The 19203-nt window shown below is 41.3% G+C and carries 10 protein-coding genes and 2 pseudogenes; 5 read left to right on the top strand and 7 right to left on the bottom strand.

The window, feature by feature from the left end:
- Together F6J99_RS11865 and F6J99_RS11860 are read left to right on the top strand one after the other, a co-directional pair.
- Positions 1-2860: type I polyketide synthase (locus tag F6J99_RS11865; RefSeq protein WP_293113092.1), on the top strand; the 2860-nt coding region annotated here is incomplete at its 5' end.
- Positions 2857-10395 carry a non-ribosomal peptide synthetase gene (locus F6J99_RS11860; RefSeq protein ID WP_293113091.1) on the top strand — a complete coding sequence of 2513 codons (7539 nt, stop codon included), beginning with the start codon at positions 2857-2859 and terminating at the stop codon, positions 10393-10395. The genes F6J99_RS11865 and F6J99_RS11860, both read left to right, overlap by 4 nt.
- Before the next feature lie 682 nt (positions 10396-11077).
- Here the strand turns inward: F6J99_RS11860 and F6J99_RS11855 are convergent.
- The 5 genes and pseudogenes from F6J99_RS11855 to F6J99_RS11840 form a co-directional block, all read right to left on the bottom strand.
- Entirely contained in the window at positions 11078-12334 is a 1257-nt protein-coding gene (locus F6J99_RS11855; RefSeq protein ID WP_293113090.1) for a hypothetical protein, read from the bottom strand.
- Between the two features lie 145 nt (positions 12335-12479).
- Positions 12480-12639: pseudogene (locus F6J99_RS11850) on the bottom strand (transposase); the annotation flags it as partial.
- Positions 12640-12759: 120 nt separating this feature from the next.
- Positions 12760-12912 (bottom strand): transposase, encoded by a 153-nt coding sequence (locus F6J99_RS45545; protein WP_365973137.1) that lies wholly within the window; start codon positions 12910-12912, stop codon positions 12760-12762.
- Between the two features lie 36 nt (positions 12913-12948).
- Positions 12949-13104 (bottom strand): transposase, encoded by a 156-nt coding sequence (locus tag F6J99_RS11845; protein ID WP_293113089.1) that lies wholly within the window; start codon positions 13102-13104, stop codon positions 12949-12951.
- Positions 13091-13267, bottom strand: coding sequence for a transposase (locus F6J99_RS11840; protein ID WP_293113088.1), 177 nt, complete (start codon positions 13265-13267; stop codon positions 13091-13093). Before F6J99_RS11840 ends, F6J99_RS11845 begins: the two co-directional genes overlap by 14 nt.
- Before the next feature lie 79 nt (positions 13268-13346).
- On the opposite strand from F6J99_RS11840, the pseudogene F6J99_RS11835 reads away from it, so the two are divergent.
- Both F6J99_RS11835 and proX read left to right on the top strand, forming a co-directional pair.
- Positions 13347-13523, top strand: a pseudogene (locus tag F6J99_RS11835) (IS1 family transposase); the annotation flags it as partial.
- A gap of 314 nt (positions 13524-13837) precedes the next feature.
- Positions 13838-14878, top strand: coding sequence for a glycine betaine/L-proline ABC transporter substrate-binding protein ProX (gene proX / locus F6J99_RS11830; protein ID WP_293113087.1), 1041 nt, complete (start codon positions 13838-13840; stop codon positions 14876-14878).
- A gap of 155 nt (positions 14879-15033) precedes the next feature.
- Here the strand turns inward: proX and proB are convergent, their stop codons facing one another.
- The gene (gene proB / locus F6J99_RS11825; RefSeq protein ID WP_293113086.1) at positions 15034-16149 is read right to left on the bottom strand and encodes a glutamate 5-kinase; all 1116 of its coding nucleotides are present in this window, start codon (positions 16147-16149) and stop codon (positions 15034-15036) included.
- A gap of 533 nt (positions 16150-16682) precedes the next feature.
- Between proB and F6J99_RS11820 the strand changes: the two genes are divergently transcribed.
- On the top strand, positions 16683-17591 hold the full coding sequence (locus tag F6J99_RS11820) for an MBL fold metallo-hydrolase (protein WP_070393495.1): 909 nt from the start codon (positions 16683-16685) through the stop codon (positions 17589-17591).
- A gap of 486 nt (positions 17592-18077) precedes the next feature.
- On the opposite strand, the gene F6J99_RS11815 is transcribed toward F6J99_RS11820, so the two are convergent.
- A complete protein-coding gene (locus F6J99_RS11815; protein ID WP_293113085.1) occupies positions 18078-18911 on the bottom strand; it encodes a hypothetical protein in 834 nt (277 codons plus the stop codon).
- Positions 18912-19203 lie beyond the last annotated feature (292 nt).

The following is a 19203-nucleotide window of genomic DNA, read 5'->3' as shown; positions in this document are numbered from 1 at the left end:
AATGCTATCAAGCTTAGGAAAATTGTATGTAAAAGGAGCCAAAATAGATTGGTCAGGGTTTGACTCTGATTATAATCGTCAGAAAGTAGCATTACCCACATATCCATTCCAACGGGAACGTTATTGGATAGAAACTCTCAAGCCTGTTGTGCTGTCTGGTCAACAAGTACATCCTTTGTTGGGGAGTAAGCTGGAGTTAGCCTCAATGGGGCAAATGGTTTATCACCAGCACATCAACTTGAGCAACCATCCGTGGATTGGCGATCACCGCGTCTACAACATGGCAGTCATTCCAGGTGTGAGTTATATTGCCATGACCTTAGCAGCGGTTGGAGTGCCAGCGGCAGTTGAGGATGTCAACTTCCAGCAACCACTATTTCTCGTTGATACCAACACCACACGGGAAACACAGCTAGTGATTCACCCCGCCAACGATGTTGGCCAACAACCTGTGCAAATCTTCAGTCGAGATGCTGTCAAGCAGGATGAATGGCGACAGCACGCTAGTATTACCCTTCAGAATAATTCGTCACCACTGTCTACTCTAACCATAGATATTCCTGCCCTATGTGAGCGGCTGCGACCGGTGAACACTGATACCCTCACTGATATCTACGCCAGTGTCTCCCTATTTTATGGCCCAATGTTACAGGCTGTCCGACGGTCATGGGTGGGTGAGGAGACTGCCCTCAGCGAAATTGAAGTCCCAAAGGCGCTCTTATCCCAGTTAGCTGGGGAACCGCTCCACCCAGTGCTAATTGATGCTTGCACACGTCTAACGGCAGATATTATGTGGGATTCGGGCTCTGAATCAGGTGTTTTTTGGGCTCCATGGCGGATTGAGGGAATGAGGCTCTCCCGTCCAGCGCCGCATCGCTTCTATGCCTATGTTGAGCAACTCCCCCGCATCAACAAGCAATTGCAAACTCGCGCCTATGATATTGATTTACTTGATGAAACAGGCAAGGCGTTCGGTCGTATTGACGGTTTTACGGTGAAGCGAGCTCCGAGTCAGCTATTTCTGAAGAGTTTACAGTCAGATATAAGTAATTGGCTGTATCAGATACAGTGGCAACGCTCAGAGATGAAGGGGACAGTAGCCTCCCTGACAGCATCGGGTATCTGGTTGTTGTTTGTGCCTGAGGGAGCTTGGACAGAGGAACTTACAGATTCTCTGGCTCAACGTGGACAGCGGTTTGTTGTGGTATCGGCAGGAGAGGATTTTCGGTATCTGAAGGAACATCACTACCAAGTTTGTCCTACTCAAAAGGAATCTTTCCAAAAATTATTGGAGAAGATAGTTGAGCAGGGAGTTAAACTACAAGGTGTGGTTCACTTGTGGAGTCTACTTAGTGATTCCCAAGATTTGAAGCAAGCCCAAGAGCTTGTCTGTGGAAGTACACTGCACCTAGTCCAAGCTCTAGTCGAAGTGCTCAATGCAGTACCTCCTCTGTGGTTGGTAACCCAGGGTGCTCAATGTGTAACCGAGTCAACTAACATAAATGTGGAGCAATCTCCTTTGTGGGGTCTGGGTCTGGTGATTGGGTGGGAGCATCCCGAGTTGAGATGTCACCGTGTCGACTTGGATCCGGAGAATGCTAGCATTGCTGGGGAAGTACAAATGCTACTGCAAGAGTTAAGTGCTGCTGATGCTGAAGACCAAGTAGTCTATCGACAAGGAAAACGCCATGTAGCTAGATTAGTAGAACAAGAAAAATTGCCCATATTAGAAAGTCAACAGTCTATCAAAGCAGAAGCAACTTATTTGATTACAGGAGGTTTAGGAGCTTTAGGCCTAGAAGTAGCCAAATGGATGGTGAAAAAGGGAGCTAAGCATATAGTATTAACTGGGCGTCGGAGTCCAAATGAAACTGCAGGGAAAATTCTAGGGGAGTTAGAAGCAGCAGGAACTACGGTAAGTGTGTTGTTAGGAGATATTTCTACTCAAGAGTCTGTTACCAAAATCTTAGAGGGGATATCTGGGTCGTTACCTCCACTTAAAGGAGTAATTCATGCTGCTGGGGTGTTGGATGACGGAGTATTACAAAAGATGAGCTGGGATGGGTTTACGAAGGTTATGGCTCCCAAGGTGTCAGGAACTTGGTATTTACATCAACTAACTCAGGATTTACCCTTAGATTTCTTTGTTTGCTTCTCGTCTATGGCTTCGATGTTGGGGAATTCTGGTCAGGGAAATTATGCTGCTGCCAATGCTTTTATGGATGCAATGGCCCACTATCGCCGTAGTTTGGGTTTACCAGGGTTGAGTATTAATTGGGGAGCATGGGCAACAGGAGGAATGGCAGCGCGTTTAGGGAATCAGCATCAGAGTCGTATGGAAAGTAGTGGCATGAAGACAATTCAGCCAGAGAAAGGAATGGTGGTATTGGAGAACTTGTTATCAAGGTCTCAAAGTCAGGTAGGGGTGTTTCCGGTGAATTGGTCACAGTTTTTGACACAAGTACCTGGTTTGGAAAAAATGCCATTGTTATCAGGGTTGGTTTCAGCAGCTACAGCTACAAAAGATAATTCCCTTTTAGAACAATTAAAATCAGTTTCCTTCATGGAACGAGAAAAGATATTAATTTCTCATATCCAAAATGAAGCAGCTCGAGTATTAGCTAGGAAAAATCATCTAATCGATATACACAAACCTTTAAATGAAGTGGGATTAGACTCTCTAATGTCACTCGAGCTAAGAAATAAAATTCAAAGTGAGTTAGGAGTGGATGTTCCAATTATAAAATTTATGGAAGGAATCACCATTGCTGCTCTCTCAAATGAACTCAATGAACAAATAACTGAAAGCGATCGCACAGATAACATTAAAGAAAATAACTGGATAGAGGTAGAACTATGAACTTAATTGAATTCTTACAAGACCTTTCTCTCAAAGGGGTTAAATTATGGACTGATGGAGAAAAGTTAAGAACTGGAGGTTCCCAAGAAGTACTGACCACTGATGTTATTGCCCAACTAAAGCAGTACAAACCAGAAATCTTACGGTTACTAAAGGAAAATCCAGATATATGCCAAGTTCATCCCCTGTCTTATGGTCAAAAAGGTCTCTGGTTTGTGTGGCAGCTATCACCCCAGAGCCATAATTATAATGTGTCATTTTCGATTAGGATCTACTCCAAAGTAGATATAACTATTTGGCAACAAGTTTTTCAAGCTCTAAGGGAAAGGCATCCGTTGCTACGGAGTACATTCCCGAAGTTGGGCGAACAACCAATCCAACAACTACATCAACATCAAGAGTTAGACTTCTTACAGATAGATGCTTCTAGTTGGAGTGAAGAGGAGTTAAATAAAAAGGTAGTTGCAGCTCACAGACATCCTTTTAACCTAGAAACAGAACCAGTGATGCGAGTTAGGTGGTTCACTTGCTCGGAAGCAAACCATATTATGTTACTGACAGTACACCACATTGTTTCAGATGGTTGGTCATACAATTTAATTGCTAAAGAGCTGCAACAACTCTACCAAGCTCAACTAAATGGACTTGAGGCATCCTTACCACCACTACAGTATTCTTATCAAGATTATGTTAGTTGGCAAAAGGAGTTAGTAGAAGGACAAAAAGGAGAAAAACTATGGAACTATTGGCAACAAAAATTGGGCGGGGAATTACCTGTATTGAATTTGCCCACAGATAGACCACGACCCCCTATACAGACTGAGAATGGTGGCACCTACTCCTTCAAGTTATCAGAAAAGTTGACTGAACAACTGAAGGAACTAGCTCAAACAGAGGGGATAACTATTTATATGATTCTGTTGGCTACTTTTCAAGTGCTTTTGTATCGTTACACAGGTCAAGAGGATATATTGGTAGGATCGCCTACATCCGGTAGGACTAAAGATGAGTTTGCCTCTATTGTTGGTTACTTCGTTGACTCAGTAGTGATGAGGGCAGATTTGTCAGGGAGTCTCTCTTTTAGAGATTTCCTCTCTCAAGTCCGCCAAACAGTTCTGGGAGCGTTAGCCCATCAAAATTATCCCTTTGCTTTATTGGTAGAGAAGTTAAAGGTAGAACGTGACTCCAGTCGTTCTCTTCTTTTTCAGGCTTACTTTGTACTACAAAAATTCCTGGAATCTCAAGATCAACAAGAGATGTTTTTGAGCAGCGAAAAAAACTTGATGAAATGGGCAGGACTTGAAGTAGAACCATTTTTACTAGATCAATATGACAGTCTATATGATTTATTCCTGGAAATGTTTAAAGAGGACTCATCTCTCGTTGGGTTGTTAAAGTACAATGCTGACTTATTTGATGAGCAAACTATTGTCCGAATGGCTGGTCATTTCCAGAACTTGTTAGAAGGGATAGTGAACGATCCGCAACAGAGAGTAACAGCACTACCATTAATGATAGAGCCAGAGCTACACCAAATACTGGTGGAGTGGAACAATACCAAAACAGATTATCCAAAAGATAAATGTATCCATCAGTTATTTGAGGAGCAGGTAGAGAAAAGCCCAGATGCAGTAGCAGTAATTTTTGGCCAGCAAAGTTTGACTTATGCAGAATTAAACCAGCAGGCTAATCAGTTAGCTCATTATTTGCAAAGTTTGGGAGTTAAACCTGAAACTTTAGTAGGTTTGTGTGTAGACCGTTCTCTCGAAATGATAGTAGGATTATTAGGAATACTTAAGGCAGGAGGTGCTTATATTCCTATAGACCCCAGTTATCCCCAACAACGGGTGGCTTATATGTTAGAAGATGCTGCTGTATCAATATTACTAACAACAGAATCATTACTAGAGTTGATTCCCAACCATCAAGCACAAACTCTTTGTTTAGATAGGGATTGGCAAGCTATATCTTTACATTCTCCGCAAAATCCTGTGATTGATGTTAGTCCTCAAAATTTAGCTTATGTAATTTATACTTCTGGTTCAACAGGCAAGCCTAAAGGAGTTCAAATTCAACATCAATCTCTAGTTAATTTGTTAGTATCCATGAATAGTTATTTGAAGTTGACAAACTTGGATACTTTTAATTCAATTACCACAATATCATTTGATATGGCAGCCTGGGAGTATTTGCCACTAATAGTAGGAGCATCAGTCATAATAGTTTCTCGTGAAATAGCAATGGATGGCAATAGGCTGTTACCCCAACTATTAGAGTCTGGAGCAACAGTAATGCAAGCAACTCCAGCAACTTGGAAAATGTTGCTAAATTCAGGTTTATCTAATCACAAGTTAAAAATAAAATTATTGTCTGGCGGTGAGGCTTTACCTACTCAATTAGCTAGTCAACTACTGGAGATAACAGAAGAAGTATGGAATCTTTATGGCCCGACAGAAGCTACAGTTTGGTCAACAATTAAAAAAGTAGAAAATCAGTTAAAACAAACCGAACATAACAATTTCGTTATATCAATTGGTCGCCCCATTGCTAATGCTAAAATTTATATCCTAGATAGTTATCTGCAACCAGTCCCCATTGGAGTTCCTGGAGAATTACATATTGGTGGTATGGGTTTAGCTCGTGGCTATCTCAACCGACCAGAATTAACTATAGAAAAATTTATTCCTAACCCTTTTGAAGACTCAGAAGGTCAAAGCTCAAGATTATATAAAACAGGAGATTTAGCTAGATACTTACCTGATGGCAATATTGATTATCTGGGGAGAATTGATAATCAAGTGAAGATTCGAGGATTCAGGATTGAATTAGGAGAAATTGAAGGGATTTTAAATGAACATCCCCAAGTCAAAGAAGCAGTCGTAATTGCCAGAGAGGATCAGCCAGGAGATAAATGTTTAGTAGCATACCTAGTAGCTACAACTGAAACTGCCACTAATTTGAACTTAAAATTATCAAATGATCAACTGAGTAATTGGCAAGAAGTATTCAATGAACAAATAAAGAATGGGGAGAGTGAAATTACTGACCCCTTCTTCAACATCTCAGGTTGGCGCAGCAGTTACGACAACCAACTCATACCAGTAGAGCAAATGCGCATCTGGGCAGGGGATATAGTAACTCAAATCTTAGCCCAGAAACCAGAGAGTGTGTGGGAAATAGGTTGTGGCACAGGAATGCTCCTGTTTCAAATCGCACCCCAGACACAAAAATATTTAGGAACAGATATTTCTAACATCTCATTAGAATACACAAAACAACAAATAGAACAGGAACCAGACAAATATAGTCATGTATCCTTAGCACAGAAACGAGCTGAAGACATGGCTGATGTAGCTCCTAACAGTTTCGATGCCGTATTGCTGAGTTCCATAGTCCAGTATTTCCCGAGTGTGGAGTATCTGTTGCAAGTAATAGAAAACAGTATCCGGGTAGTCAAACCAGGAGGGATAATTTTCTTAGGGGATATCCGGAGTCGGCCATTAATGAAAGCCTTTCATTCTTCGGTGCAACTGTATCAAGGAACTCCATCATTATCAGTAGAACAACTCAACTCAAAGATAGACAGACAAATGGAGCAGGAGACCGAGTTGTTAGTGTCACCAGAGTTGTTTGTCGCTCTCAAAGAAAAACATCCAGAAATAACTCATGTACAAATACGTTTACAGAGGGGAAGAGAACACAATGAACTGAATAAATATAGGTATAGCGTACTGTTGCATATAGAAGCTCAACCAGGAACAGTGATAACACCGACTGTAGAAAGTGGAGCGGCTCTGAGTGTTCAACAGATAGAAACTTATCTGCGAGAACAAGAGCCCGAATCAGTTTGCTTTAGTGGTTTAGTCAATAGCAGAGTAGCTAATGATGTAGAGTTGGTAGAGTTGCTATCACAGCCAGAGTCAAAACAGAATGTGCAGCAGTTAAGGCAAAAGTTAGAGTCAAAGGAAACCAAGAGCATCGACCCAGAGAGGTTATATGAACTAAGTGCATCTTTAGGGTATAGCTTAGAGTTGTGTTGGTCTGCTCGGGGAGGTCCGGAATTGATGGATGGGGTATTTGTGCGCAGTGAGTTGGCCCAAGAAGGGATAGTGTTAACACCCCTAACTCAAAAATCGGTGGTAGCAGGTAACTGGGAGAATTATGGGAACAATCCGTTGAGTTCCCAGTTGAGAAAGGAACTGATACCAAAGTTGAGAGAGTATCTGGAGTCGAGGTTGCCAGAGTATATGGTGCCATCGAAGTTAATGGTGTTGTCGCAACTGCCTCTGACTCCTAACGGTAAAGTAGACCGTAAGGCTTTGCCTGTCCCAGATGTGGCCAGTAGTGTGTTGACGGAGTATGTAGCCCCAGAGACGGAGACACAGAAGGTCTTAGCAGAGATTTGGGCCGAAGTGTTGGGAATAGAAAAGGTGGGAATACATGATAACTTCTTTGATTTGGGTGGTCATTCTTTGATGGCAACTCAGGTGGTGTCTCGGGTGCGACAAGCATTTTCAGTAGAGTTATTTGTAAGTAAGCTATTTCAAAATCTTACTATCGCTCAACTAGCAGAAGTTTTAGTTGAACAAGAGTTGGAACAAAAGGAAAGTCAAATTATTCCTAGGGTTTCTAGGGAACAGGAATTTCCCCTTTCCTACAGTCAAGAAGCGATGTGGTTTTGGTCTCAGTTATTGCCGGAACATCCATACTGGCACGGTATGTTTAGTTTTACCCTGGATGGTATTCTAAATTTATCAGCTTTAGAGCAAAGCTTCAACGAAATAATCAGGCGACACGAAAGCCTACGGACTTATTTCCCCACCGTAGGCGGAAAACCTATACAAGTAATTTCGACCGTCGCCAAAATCAATCTGTCAATAGTAGAGTTACCACCATCACCAGAACAAATAACCCAACTCAAACAATTAACCAGAAATGAAGCCAAAAAACCCTTTGAGTTAGCCAAAAGCCCCCCACTGCGTGTCACCATAGTACAGCTCAGCCCAGAAACTCATGTATTAATGTTAAGCATACACCACATAATATATGACGGTTGGTCTATGGGCATACTAGCCTCAGAACTATATAAATTGTATGGAGCCTACAGTCAAGGAAGCCCCTTCTCATTATCAGAACTACCCATTCAATATGCTGACTACGCCCACTGGGAACGACAGAACATAGCAGAGATATTAGAAGAATATCTGAGCTACTGGAGGCAAAAACTAGCAGGAACTTCCTCAATATCACCCCTACTAACAGACCGCCGACGTCCAGAAGTGCAAAGCTTCAAGGGAGGAGCAGAAATATTTAATCTTAGTCAGAACTTGATACAGAAACTGACACAACTAGGTCAAAAATCAAGCACAACATTTTTTACAATTATGCTGAGTGCAATTTTTGTCTTACTGTATCGTTGTAGTGGCGAGTCTGACTTAATAGTAGGTACAATAACTGCTAAGCGCAACCGAGTTGAAATTGAACCATTAATTGGTCTGTTTGCAGACCAATTTCCAATTCGTTCTCAGTGCTTAGATGACTCTAGCTTTACCGAATTGTTAACTCAAGTTCAACAAATAACTGAAGAGGCTTATGAATATCAGGATTTATCATTTACAAAGCTAGTAGAGGAACTTTTTCCAGAAAGTAACTTCGATGAAAACCCTCTAGTGCGGGTGTACTTTGACTTCGTAAATGTAAAATCAATGAACTATTTGAGTCTACCAGGATTAAGAGTGACTCAGAGGGCTACAGACTTCCAAGACACTGCTAGAGTGGATTTAGAAATATATCTATGGGACTCACCATCAGGCTCAGGTCTAGAAGGCCATTTTGTTTACAACACAGATATATTTGACAGAGCAACCATCGCTAGATTGATGGAACATTTCCTAACCTTACTAACAGCAATAGTAGCCAACCCCCAAGAAAAAATCTCGAAACTTCCCCTAATTACAGCAGCAGAAAAACAGAAAATTATACACGAATGGAACAATGCCAAAACAGATTATCCAACAGACAAATGTATCCATCAGTTATTTGAGAACGTTGTCGAAAAATACTCAGATGCAGTAGCCTTAATATTTGAGGGCAAACAACTAACCTACGGCCAACTCAACCAAAAAGCTAACCAACTCGCCCACCATCTATTAACTTTAGGGATAAGTCCAGAAACACCAGTAGGCATATATATTGACCCTACTGTAGAAAGAATCGTTGGTTTATTAGCAATACTCAAAGCAGGAGGAGCTTATGTAGCAATAGATCCAACCGACAAATCACAGGATTTGCAGTCAATTTCGGTAATATTAACCCTACACCACCTCAAATCAGAAATTCCTGACTCCAATGCTCAAATTCTGTGTCTAGACACGGAGTGGGAATCAATAACCAAACAGAATACAGACAACCCAAATACAGGAACAACAGCCACCAACCTTGCCTATATCCTCAATCAAACTTTAGTAGAACATCAGGCTGTGGTTCAACGTTTAAAATGGCTACAAGAAACGCTGAAAATAACTAACCAAGATATTCTACTGCATAAAACATCTCTGACTCAAGATGTCGCTCTTCTAGAAATAGGTTTACCTCTAATCAGTGGTGGTAGTGTAGTTATAGCTACAAATGACGAGCCTACAGAATTACAGAAATTAATTAGCCAGCACAAAGTTACCATAGTTCACCTGTATCCATCAGAACTACCTACCTGGTTAAACATAACTAACCAGGCAGCATCTTTGAACAGTTGGCGTACGCTCCTTAGCAGTGGAGAAACCCTATCAACAGAAATAGCCAACGAATTTCTCCAAAGCTACCCAGTTTCATTACACAACTTCTACAGTCTCCCAGAAGCAGGAGGAGAAGTCACCCACTGGCAATGGCTAGAAGAACCTCCTAGAGAAAATGTACCCGTAGGCAACCCTGGTCGGTTATCAGTTTATGTACTAGACCAACACCAAGACCCTGTCCCCACAGGAGTACCAGGAGAAATCTATATTGGAGGTTCCAGTTTAGCCATAGGTTATCTGCATCAACAGCAACAGACATCACAGAAATTTATTGAACACCCTGAATTAGGTAAACTATTCCAAACAGGAGACATAGGTCGTTATCACAACAAAGGTTATCTAGAAATAGTCGGAACAAAACAACGGCAGATATGGCTCCAAGGGCAGCGAATAGAACTAACAGACATAGAAACTGCCCTGTTATCAGTTGCCGAAGTAGAACAAGCTTATGTATTAGCCCATCAAACATTCCTAGTAGCTTATGTTGTGGTGGCCGGAGTTTGGAACCCCCAACAATTAGACTCCCAAATTCAACAACAGTTACCTCCATACATGATGCCAGGAGCTTATGTTCCTGTATCAAGTTTACCTTTGACTCACGAAGGAAAAGTAGACGAAGTAGCCTTAGCCCATTTCCCAGTAACTGACAATGAGACGGAACGTAAAATTGCTCAGAAGCGATCGAGGGACTCCCATGTATATATATCGCCTACCAATGATACCAATGATAACAGCAGATGCTAATCTACGCGCAAGTCAGATAGTTGTTTTGGGTTTCCCTGACATTTAACACCGTTTTACGGAAGTCAAAAGTCAACCCCCCTTACCCACCAAGGGGGGAAGTGAGATTTTATAGGCTCAAAACTTTGATGCTACTTTATTGGTACTGTTGGATTGATTCACTGGAATATAGTGTAATATCATGTCCGGATCATTAGACCTCTCCGAAAATGCCGATTTTTGAACGGCGGGGCAAGGGGTTGAGAACCTTTTCTGGAGATGTCTATTAGTTATGACTTTGTTGCGTGAAAGTGCTAGAAGCATTATGAAATCAGGATTTATCAATAAATCTTATTAATGCTAAAGTATTGTACTGCAAGGATTCCAGGATATTCGTACAACAAAGCCATTAGTTATAAAAAAACTTTCTCCTTCTTCTCCTGTTCTTCTGTCTTACCCTCCACCGGAGGGGTTATATCATGTCCGGATAATTAGGGCTTAAAAAGTATACGGTTTGTAGCAGGGCTTTAATCCTTGAAATATCTATTATTAGAGCTAAAGCTTTACTGCAAGCTTGAATTGTAACTATTCAACCGGATCTGATATTAGAGGTGGGTTGGGAGAGGTTAGGAGTGGGTTGACTCCTGACTCCGACCTAGTTATTTATTTATAACTGTTCAACCGGACATAATATAAGTTGTAATGTTCATCTACTTGATGAAAGTGTTTCAACAATAATCTCTTCTACACCCAAATTTCTTAACTTCTTTTCAACTTGCAAAACAACATTTGTTACATTTGTATAATGCCATACATATTGATTTTCTGTTAATTTGTACATTACTGAACTTCTTGTAGGAACTGATGCCAGAGCTTTGTTTGGTGCATCATCAAAATCAAACCACTTTTGCAGAATTAATTTGCCACTAAAACTAGGTAAGTTTTGTAATTTAACCCATGAAATATGACCTCTAAGATTAAAAGTGATAGTAGATATAAAACCGTATCTGCTTGGAAGTTGATTGATTGCTTTTCTCACATCAGTGTGTTTTAACAGATAATTGTTTCCTGGTTTAGTAAAATCTAAAACAATGGATATAGCATTTCCTAAATAATTTTCTGGTATGCCAAGGTTTCTCCCTCTTAGATTACAAGCAAATGCAAATTGTTTGAGAGGAACAACTGACAAAAATTGAAAGAAAGCATCATTTGTGCTGTAGACACTTTCATTTGATATATTTTGAATTTTCCTTTTAATTAAATCTAACTTTTCTTTGGTTAAAATACATTCCATATAACTCCAGTTATTTTTATTTCGCAAAAAAATATTCAAGGGTTGAGCAATAGGGAATATTGACATTAAAAGTTTATCTTTCCATGATATTTTTTTCAAACTTGCAGCAATATAATTATCCATTTTGTTAAAATCTATTGTAAATAATGGTTCAGATTTAGCAACATATTCTGGGTCTTCGTATGCTTGAGAAAGATATTCTAATAATTTAAAATATGTTGCACCATCTGCTATGACATGATTAACCAGCAGAGTTATGCCATAATAATTGTGATTATGATTCAAAATCACATATACTAATGGAGTATCTTTATTAAGAGCACCCACACATTTTGTGGGAATATTGAATTGATTTTTTACATAAGTTTTTGCATCTAATAAATTATCAATATTTATTTCCTGTTCCCCTAGATCAATATCAATAAAACCAATACCAGATTTTTGTGGGTTACATACAACTTTTAATGGAGATAACAATTCCTTGACCAATCTACCTCCCAAAATTGGTACACTATCTACTATTTGTTGAATGGCTACTTTTAATCTTAGATGATTAATTGGATGTTTATACCAACTTATTAAACCAATATAGGGGACACTTAGCATTTTACTATCCAATTTAGAAACTTGATATTCTTGATGTACATTGCTATTTTTAATTAATTCCATTGGTTTTACCTTTCAGATTTATTTATAATGAATGAGTTTAGCTCTTGATAACTCAATAGATATATTAACTCATATCTTATCATATTTAAGACTACCAAAAATTTTTTAAGGATTCAGGTCTAAGAGCTGATTTATAAAGTGGATATTAAGAGGTGAGACGGCTGAGCATAAGTCGTACCATAGCGCCATAAATCATGGCCTCACTGACTTCAGGCAGGAGTTCATAATCTTTGCTCAGACGACGAAGCGCGTCCTAACCAACCAAAGGTACGTTCTACTACCCAGCGTCGCGGGTTAACCTTAAATTCAGATTCCGTACGCTTAACGTTCCTCTTCCTCAGCACCGCAAAGGTTGGCTACAACACCAGCTTGCGCGTTGGCCACAAAGCCGTAGGTCAACCCAAATTAATTGCAAACTAGAACAGTCAAAACTTTCTTCCATCAATGCGGCCCCAGCTCCGACTCGATCTTGACCGTTGGCTTGCTGTGACTACCACACTTAACAGCAATCGATGGGTATCTACAATGATATGACGCTTACGTCCCTTGACTAACTTACCTCCATCGAAGCCATACACTTCCCCCTTTTTTCCGTCGTTTTTACCGACTGGCTATCAGCAATTGCTGCACGCTTGTTGAGGGTTTCTATTCACTTGTTGACGACATGAATCCCGCAGGTAATGATTCATCATCTGCCACACTCCAGTTTTCTGCCAACGACGAAAGTAAAAGTACACTGTTGAGTAGGGAGGTAAGTCATGAGGGAGCATCTCCCAAGAACATCCAGTGCGTAGAACGGGCAAAAATACCATTGACAACTTCACGTACATTGACAGTACGAGGACGTCCTCCAGTTTTGGCTGGTGGAATAAAGGCTTCAATGAGCTGCCACTGTGCATCTGTGATATCACTTTTATAGGCTTTTCTAGTCATGGTGTGAGATGTAGGCAACATCAACGTATGATATCGGCACTATTGCTATGTACTTCCTCTATTTAGATTTACTTTATAAATCAGCTCTAAAACAGCCATGACGAGAGTAGAAGGAGAAAACTGCCGTCATTGAAACTACTTAGCTAGGTTACATCGTAAAACTTTATGCTACTCCAAGTCAATTGATATGTTATGCAAGTCAATTCGCTTGCTGCTCTATTATTTGAAACATCGGCAAATTCCTCAATTCTCCTAATCATTCGTCACTGTGCAACGCCTAATCCTGATATTGAATTAAAAGAGGGCGTTGCTGATTCTGGGTATGGTTTAGCCCCCCTAGCCCCCCAATTCTGGGCTTAATAAAACCAGATGATCGCGCTTCATTCCTTAATTCAGCAACGCAGTAGAGTGGGCATCCTGCCCGCCCGGAAATGAAACAGGCAAGATGCCCATGCCACCAACATGCCCATGCCACCCTATGGTCCGTAGTCAGCATTGCGCCTTACCAGAATTTCATGGAAAATCTAGCTGTAACATCTCCAGAGCACCTGATCAAATAGAATCAAAGAAATGACCATCAGGAAAATCAATAAATTTATTTGTGCTATCTTAGCAGCAGCTTTATGCCTCAGTTTAATCGCCTGTGGAGCACAGACCCCAAATGGGAGTCAATCCACAGCAGGTAAAGGAGTCAAAGTCAGTTCTGCATCCTCCGTTTCCACCTATGCCTTATTTGTTTCCGAAATCATCAATATTGGTTTGGAAAAGGTTGGTTATAAACCGGCAGAAATAAAACAACTTAGTATTCCCCTGGCACACATTTCTGTCAGGAATGGCGACGTAGATTTTTACAGTGTTCATTGGCAAAATATACACAAAAAATTCTTTTTACAAAACGGTGGTGACCAAAAATTAGAAAAGGTGGGAGTACTTATTGCTGATGGTTTGCAAAGCTATCAGATAGATAAAAAAACTGCTGAACAATACAAAATCACTAATTTGGGACAACTAAAAGACCCCAAAATTGCCAAACTGTTTGACTCTGATGGAGATGGCAAAGCCAACTTAACTGGTTGTAATCCTGGTTGGGGGTGTGAGTTGGTAATTGAACATCAGCTGGATGCTTACAAGTTGCGCGATACCGTTGAACATGACCAAGGCAACTATGATGTGCTCTTGGCCGCCACATTGGGTCGCTATAAACAAGGACAACCGATTTTATTTTATAGCTATAGTCCCCACTGGTCAGTGACAGTATTAAAGCCAGGAGAAGATACCATTAGATTAGAGGTTCCTTTTATTTCACTACCTAAAGAACAGGAAAATATAACAGAAAAAGATACTACTATTAACGGAAAAAATGTCGGTTTTGCTGTCGATCAAGTTCGGGTGATGGCAAACAAGAAATTTTTAGCAGCCAATCCAGCTGCCAAACGCCTGTTTGAGTTGATGACGGTTCCAATTGACGATGTGAATGCTCAACAAAAACTGGTACAAGATGGTAAAAGTAGCCCAAAAGATATTCGCCGCCATGCCGAAGAATGGGTGAATAAAAACCAGGAACTCTTTGATAGTTGGGTAGAATCAGCCAAAGAGGCAGCCACGAATTAAAACTATCCTCAAAACACCGCTATATAGCGTTTCTGATAGTTATCAGGTAAACAAGATTTTTTCCCGATTCCCGATTCCCGATTCCCGATTCCCGATTCCCGATTCCCTACTCCCTACTCCCTACTCCCTACTCCCTACTCCCTACTCCCTACTCCCTAATTCATCAATACCAAATTATCCCGATGAACCACAGTTTCGGCCCCCTTGTAACCCAAAATAGTCAGGATTTGTTCGGATTTATGCCCTCGAATCTTATGTAATTCATTACTGTTGTAGTTCACCAATCCCCTAGCAATTTCCGTACCATTGCTGTCACATAGCTCTACAGCATCTGATGAGCGAAAATCCCCCTCTATAGCAGTAATGCCAGCTGCTAATAGAGATTTGCCCCCATCAGAAATTGCCTTGAGCGCTCCATTATCAAGATAGAGTTTCCCTGCTGGCACTAAACTGTAAGCAATCCAGTGCTTGCGGGCTTTATTGGTTTGAGCTTGGGGGGCAAACTGGGTGCCCAGGGATTCACCCTGTAAAATTCTTTCAATGTTATCCGGACATCGTCCTTCAGTGATTACAGTTCTAACCCCAGCATTGGTAGCAATTCGGGCAGCAGCAACTTTGGTTACCATCCCACCAGTCCCCCAACCAGAGTCTGAGTCATCAGCTTGTACCTCTAGTTCAGTTAACTCCTCAATGCTGTTGACTGAAATAATTGGTTCAGCATCCGGTACCTTACGGGGGTCTGCTGAGTAAAGTCTATCCACATCAGTTAGTAAAAACAACCAATCCGATTCAATCAAACTAGCTACTAGGGCGCTAAGGGTATCGTTATCCCCAAATTTCAGTTCATCTACGGCAACAGTATCATTTTCATTCACCACTGGGATCACCCCCAGCTGAAGTAGTTCCCGAAAGGTAGCATAGGCATTAACATAGCAACTACGCTGAACAAAATCTCGGCGGCTGAGGAGAATCTGAGCAATAGGTTGGTTGAGGTTACTAAATAAGTCATCATATATCCGCATCAGCCGTCCTTGACCAACCGCTGCGATCGCTTGTTTGAGAGGGAGTGTATTCGGTCGTGATGTTAACCCCAGTCGCCCACAGCCAATCCCTACAGCACCAGAGGTAACCAGTACCACTTGATGACCTTCAGAACGCAGCCGAGTCAGTGTTTCCACTAGGGCAGCAATGGTAGATAAGGCCAACTGACCTGTTGCTGGTTGAGTTAAACTAGATGTGCCGACTTTGACAACTATCTTTTGATTGGTCATTGGTCTTTACTCTGGTTTCTGTTGATCATACCTCCGAGGGGGAATCAATGTCAGGGGTAGTCTTCCTCTGGTACTACTGCCAAGTATGTGACCAAAATCACAGGATTTGGTTGTGTAACTTACACGACATTAAGGTGAATATTGCTACGCTTTTGGGAATCTTAGGAATAAGAAGTACTTGCTAGCAGCCATAATAGTTCCAGATTGATGAACTATACTGGTAAACTTGAGCTACTTTGTATAATCGACACACCCTACAACAACAGAGGAATTCAGTCAGCTAATCACCTCTAACCAGTAACAATCCAGCTGAGATCGTTGGTGATTTTTAGTGTGACTCTTGTGCTAAGGTGTGCTGTGCAAAGTGCTTGAATTCTAGCTAGAAAAGGTAAGGGGAAATAGGAGTTCGGCTAAGGGTACTTGACTATTCTAGCTTTACCGCAAGCCCCTTCCTGGATTACCATACACTGACACCCTCTTCGTCAGAAAACCCTCACTGATGAACTAACTGCAAAAGCCTGCAAGGAAAAATTATGTCTAATACCCACAACTTATTCACTATTCGTTTTTGGGGCGTCAGAGGTAGTATTGCCTGTCCAGGACCAGAAACAGTTCGGTATGGAGGCAACACACCTTGTATAGAGATGCGAGTTGGTAGTGAGCGTCTAATTTTTGATGGTGGTACAGGGTTGCGAGTTTTGGGACAGTCCCTACTCAAGGAGATGCCAGTAGAAGCTCATCTATTTTTTACCCACTCCCATTGGGACCATATTCAGGGTTTCCCTTTCTTTACCCCTGCCTTTATTAAAAGGAATTGTTTTCATATTTATGGCACCCGTGCTCCTAACGGTGCCACCATCGAGAATCGTCTAACTGATCAGATGACCCACCCAAATTTTCCGGTTCCCTTGCAAATTATGCAATCAAAAAAGGAGTTCCATGACCTTGAGATTGGAGAAACAGTCAACATTGGTGAGATTACGGTAGAAAATGCACCCTTGAACCATCCAGGTGAAGCCGTTGGCTATCGAGTTAACTGGCGAGGCTATTCAGCTGCTTACATCACTGACACAGAACATCTCGAAAAGGGTTTCGATAAAAATGTCCTGCAGCTGGCTCATAATGCGGACGTGATGATTTACGATGCTGCCTACACCGATGAAGAATACTACTCTGAAATATCGAGCAAAATGGGTTGGGGACATTCTACCTGGCAGGAAGCTATCAAAGTTGCTCGAGCTGCTAATGCCAAAAAATTAGTCATTTTCCATCATGATCCCCTGCATAATGATGATTTTTTGGACCATATCGGAGAACAGGCTGTTAAGGAGTTTTCTAATACGGTTATGGCGCGGGAAGGTCTGGCAATTGAGCTAGTGGAATCCTCTAGGTCACATCTGCTTGAGCTTAAGGATGGTAAAATGCCTCTGAGCAAAGTTTAATATAGTAATTATCAATGGGGTGAGGTACAAAATGCTGGGTTTTAGGGAGCAGGGAGTAGCGAGTAGGGAGTAGGGGTAAATAAATTGAATTTACCTCATAAGCATGAACAACAGTATGATCAACGCTATATCTAAAAATAAAATTGCCAATTACTAATTAACAATTAACTGTCATAAAATAACTGACTTGAAAAGTGATTAACTGTAATTAACATCACATGCTTCTTATAGTCATAGGCGGTCTTTTTAAAGTAAAGACCGCCTATAAAGTTCTGCTGATAGCTTGTTAGCCATCAGCCTATGCGCTACGCGCTACGCGCACCCTGCTTGAGGTGCCGTCAGTGGTCAGCCGTCAGTGGTCAGCCGTCAGCTTCTTTTATTAAAAAGCTGTTTCCGTAGCTTGGCCAATAGCTGATACCAAATAGCTGATACCAAATAGCTGAATGCTGAATGCTGAATGCTGAATGCTGAATGCTTACTTATTTTCTAGGCTGCCACTTGAGCTTGGTCAGATACTTGGGGTGCTGCTTTTAGAGATGTTTGGACAGATTCTAACTGAGCCGATAGGTTTTGGATTTGACTTTGGAGTGCTTCAACTAGCACAAGTTCTTTGGCCAGAACTTGAGGATTTCTGATGCTTGTGGATTGTTCAGAAGCAGAAGAAGTATTCTTGATGCCATCGCGAATGGGGTTCCAACCCTTTGGCCGACTGCATCCCTTGGTGTAGCCTAAGAAAGTTTGAGCAGAGGCAAACTGATAGATTCCAGCTTTTACCTTACTCTGTTGCCATGACATCCCTAGGTTTTCAAGCACTGGTTCCTCGGTAATTACTAACGGTTCCATAACTGTTATCGGTTTCTCCATGACCACGGTCCGAGAAACCTCCTTTGCCATCGGTACGCTGGCAGCCTCAGCAAATTTTACTTCTTCATAAGCGACTACATTATCTAGCTTCTGTTGCTTCTGTGTGTTCAGCTCAGATGTTGAAACTTGTAGTTGTTGAATTAACTTTTCCTTTTCCTGAAGAGCTTTCTCGATAGTGTCTAACTCAGACTCAATGGTAGCTGACTTCAGGGAAGAGTCGTGCCACCCAGCTAAAGTAGCATTAGAGATACCTACTCCCAAACTGATTAACATCGCTAGTCCCAAGTAAGGAGCTGCCGCATCCTTGACCTTACCATGGAAAAATAGTTCATCTTGGATGCGGATGGTGAGGGACTCTTCACCAAATATGGCTACAGGTAAGGTGAAGACACAAAAGAGTGTAGTGGAAATGAATACTGGTGCTAAGATTAATTTGTGGATTGTAGAGCCGTTCACAATTACTCCCTTAGGATAGCTACTTAAAACTCAATGATTAGTACCGTCAGCAGTCAGCAGTCAGCAGTCAGCAGTCAGCAGTCAGCTTCAAATCAACCTCTAAGGAGAGAATTTAAGAGTTCGAGATTAATGAAAATTGAAAGTCTGGGTAAAATACCATAAGCTGAGATAACACAGATTAAACCAATGCTTACCTCTTGTCAGCCATGCAAAGCGCGAGTGGGGGAAACCCCCCCAGGTCGGCGCTGCATCGCTTATTCAAAAGCTGATAACTGATAACTGATAACTGATA

Origin of the sequence: Moorena sp. SIO4G3 (assembly GCF_010692305.1) — a bacterium.
Taxonomy (GTDB): domain Bacteria; phylum Cyanobacteriota; class Cyanobacteriia; order Cyanobacteriales; family Coleofasciculaceae; genus Moorena; species Moorena producens_A.
This window is presented reverse-complemented; position numbering and strand designations above follow the sequence as displayed.

Excerpts from the sequence above, each read along its gene's own strand:
- F6J99_RS11845 (WP_293113089.1), bottom strand. The coding sequence starts at position 13,104 with ATGCTCCCTCATGACTTACCTCCCTACTCAACAGTGTACTTTTACTTT.
- F6J99_RS11840 (WP_293113088.1), bottom strand. The coding sequence starts at position 13,267 with ATGACTAGAAAAGCCTATAAAAGTGATATCACAGATGCACAGTGGCAG.
- F6J99_RS11855 (WP_293113090.1), bottom strand. The coding sequence starts at position 12,334 with ATGGAATTAATTAAAAATAGCAATGTACATCAAGAATATCAAGTTTCT.
- F6J99_RS11820 (WP_070393495.1), top strand. The coding sequence starts at position 16,683 with ATGTCTAATACCCACAACTTATTCACTATTCGTTTTTGGGGCGTCAGA.
- proB (WP_293113086.1), bottom strand. The coding sequence starts at position 16,149 with ATGACCAATCAAAAGATAGTTGTCAAAGTCGGCACATCTAGTTTAACT.
- F6J99_RS11860 (WP_293113091.1), top strand. The coding sequence starts at position 2,857 with ATGAACTTAATTGAATTCTTACAAGACCTTTCTCTCAAAGGGGTTAAA.
- proX (WP_293113087.1), top strand. The coding sequence starts at position 13,838 with ATGACCATCAGGAAAATCAATAAATTTATTTGTGCTATCTTAGCAGCA.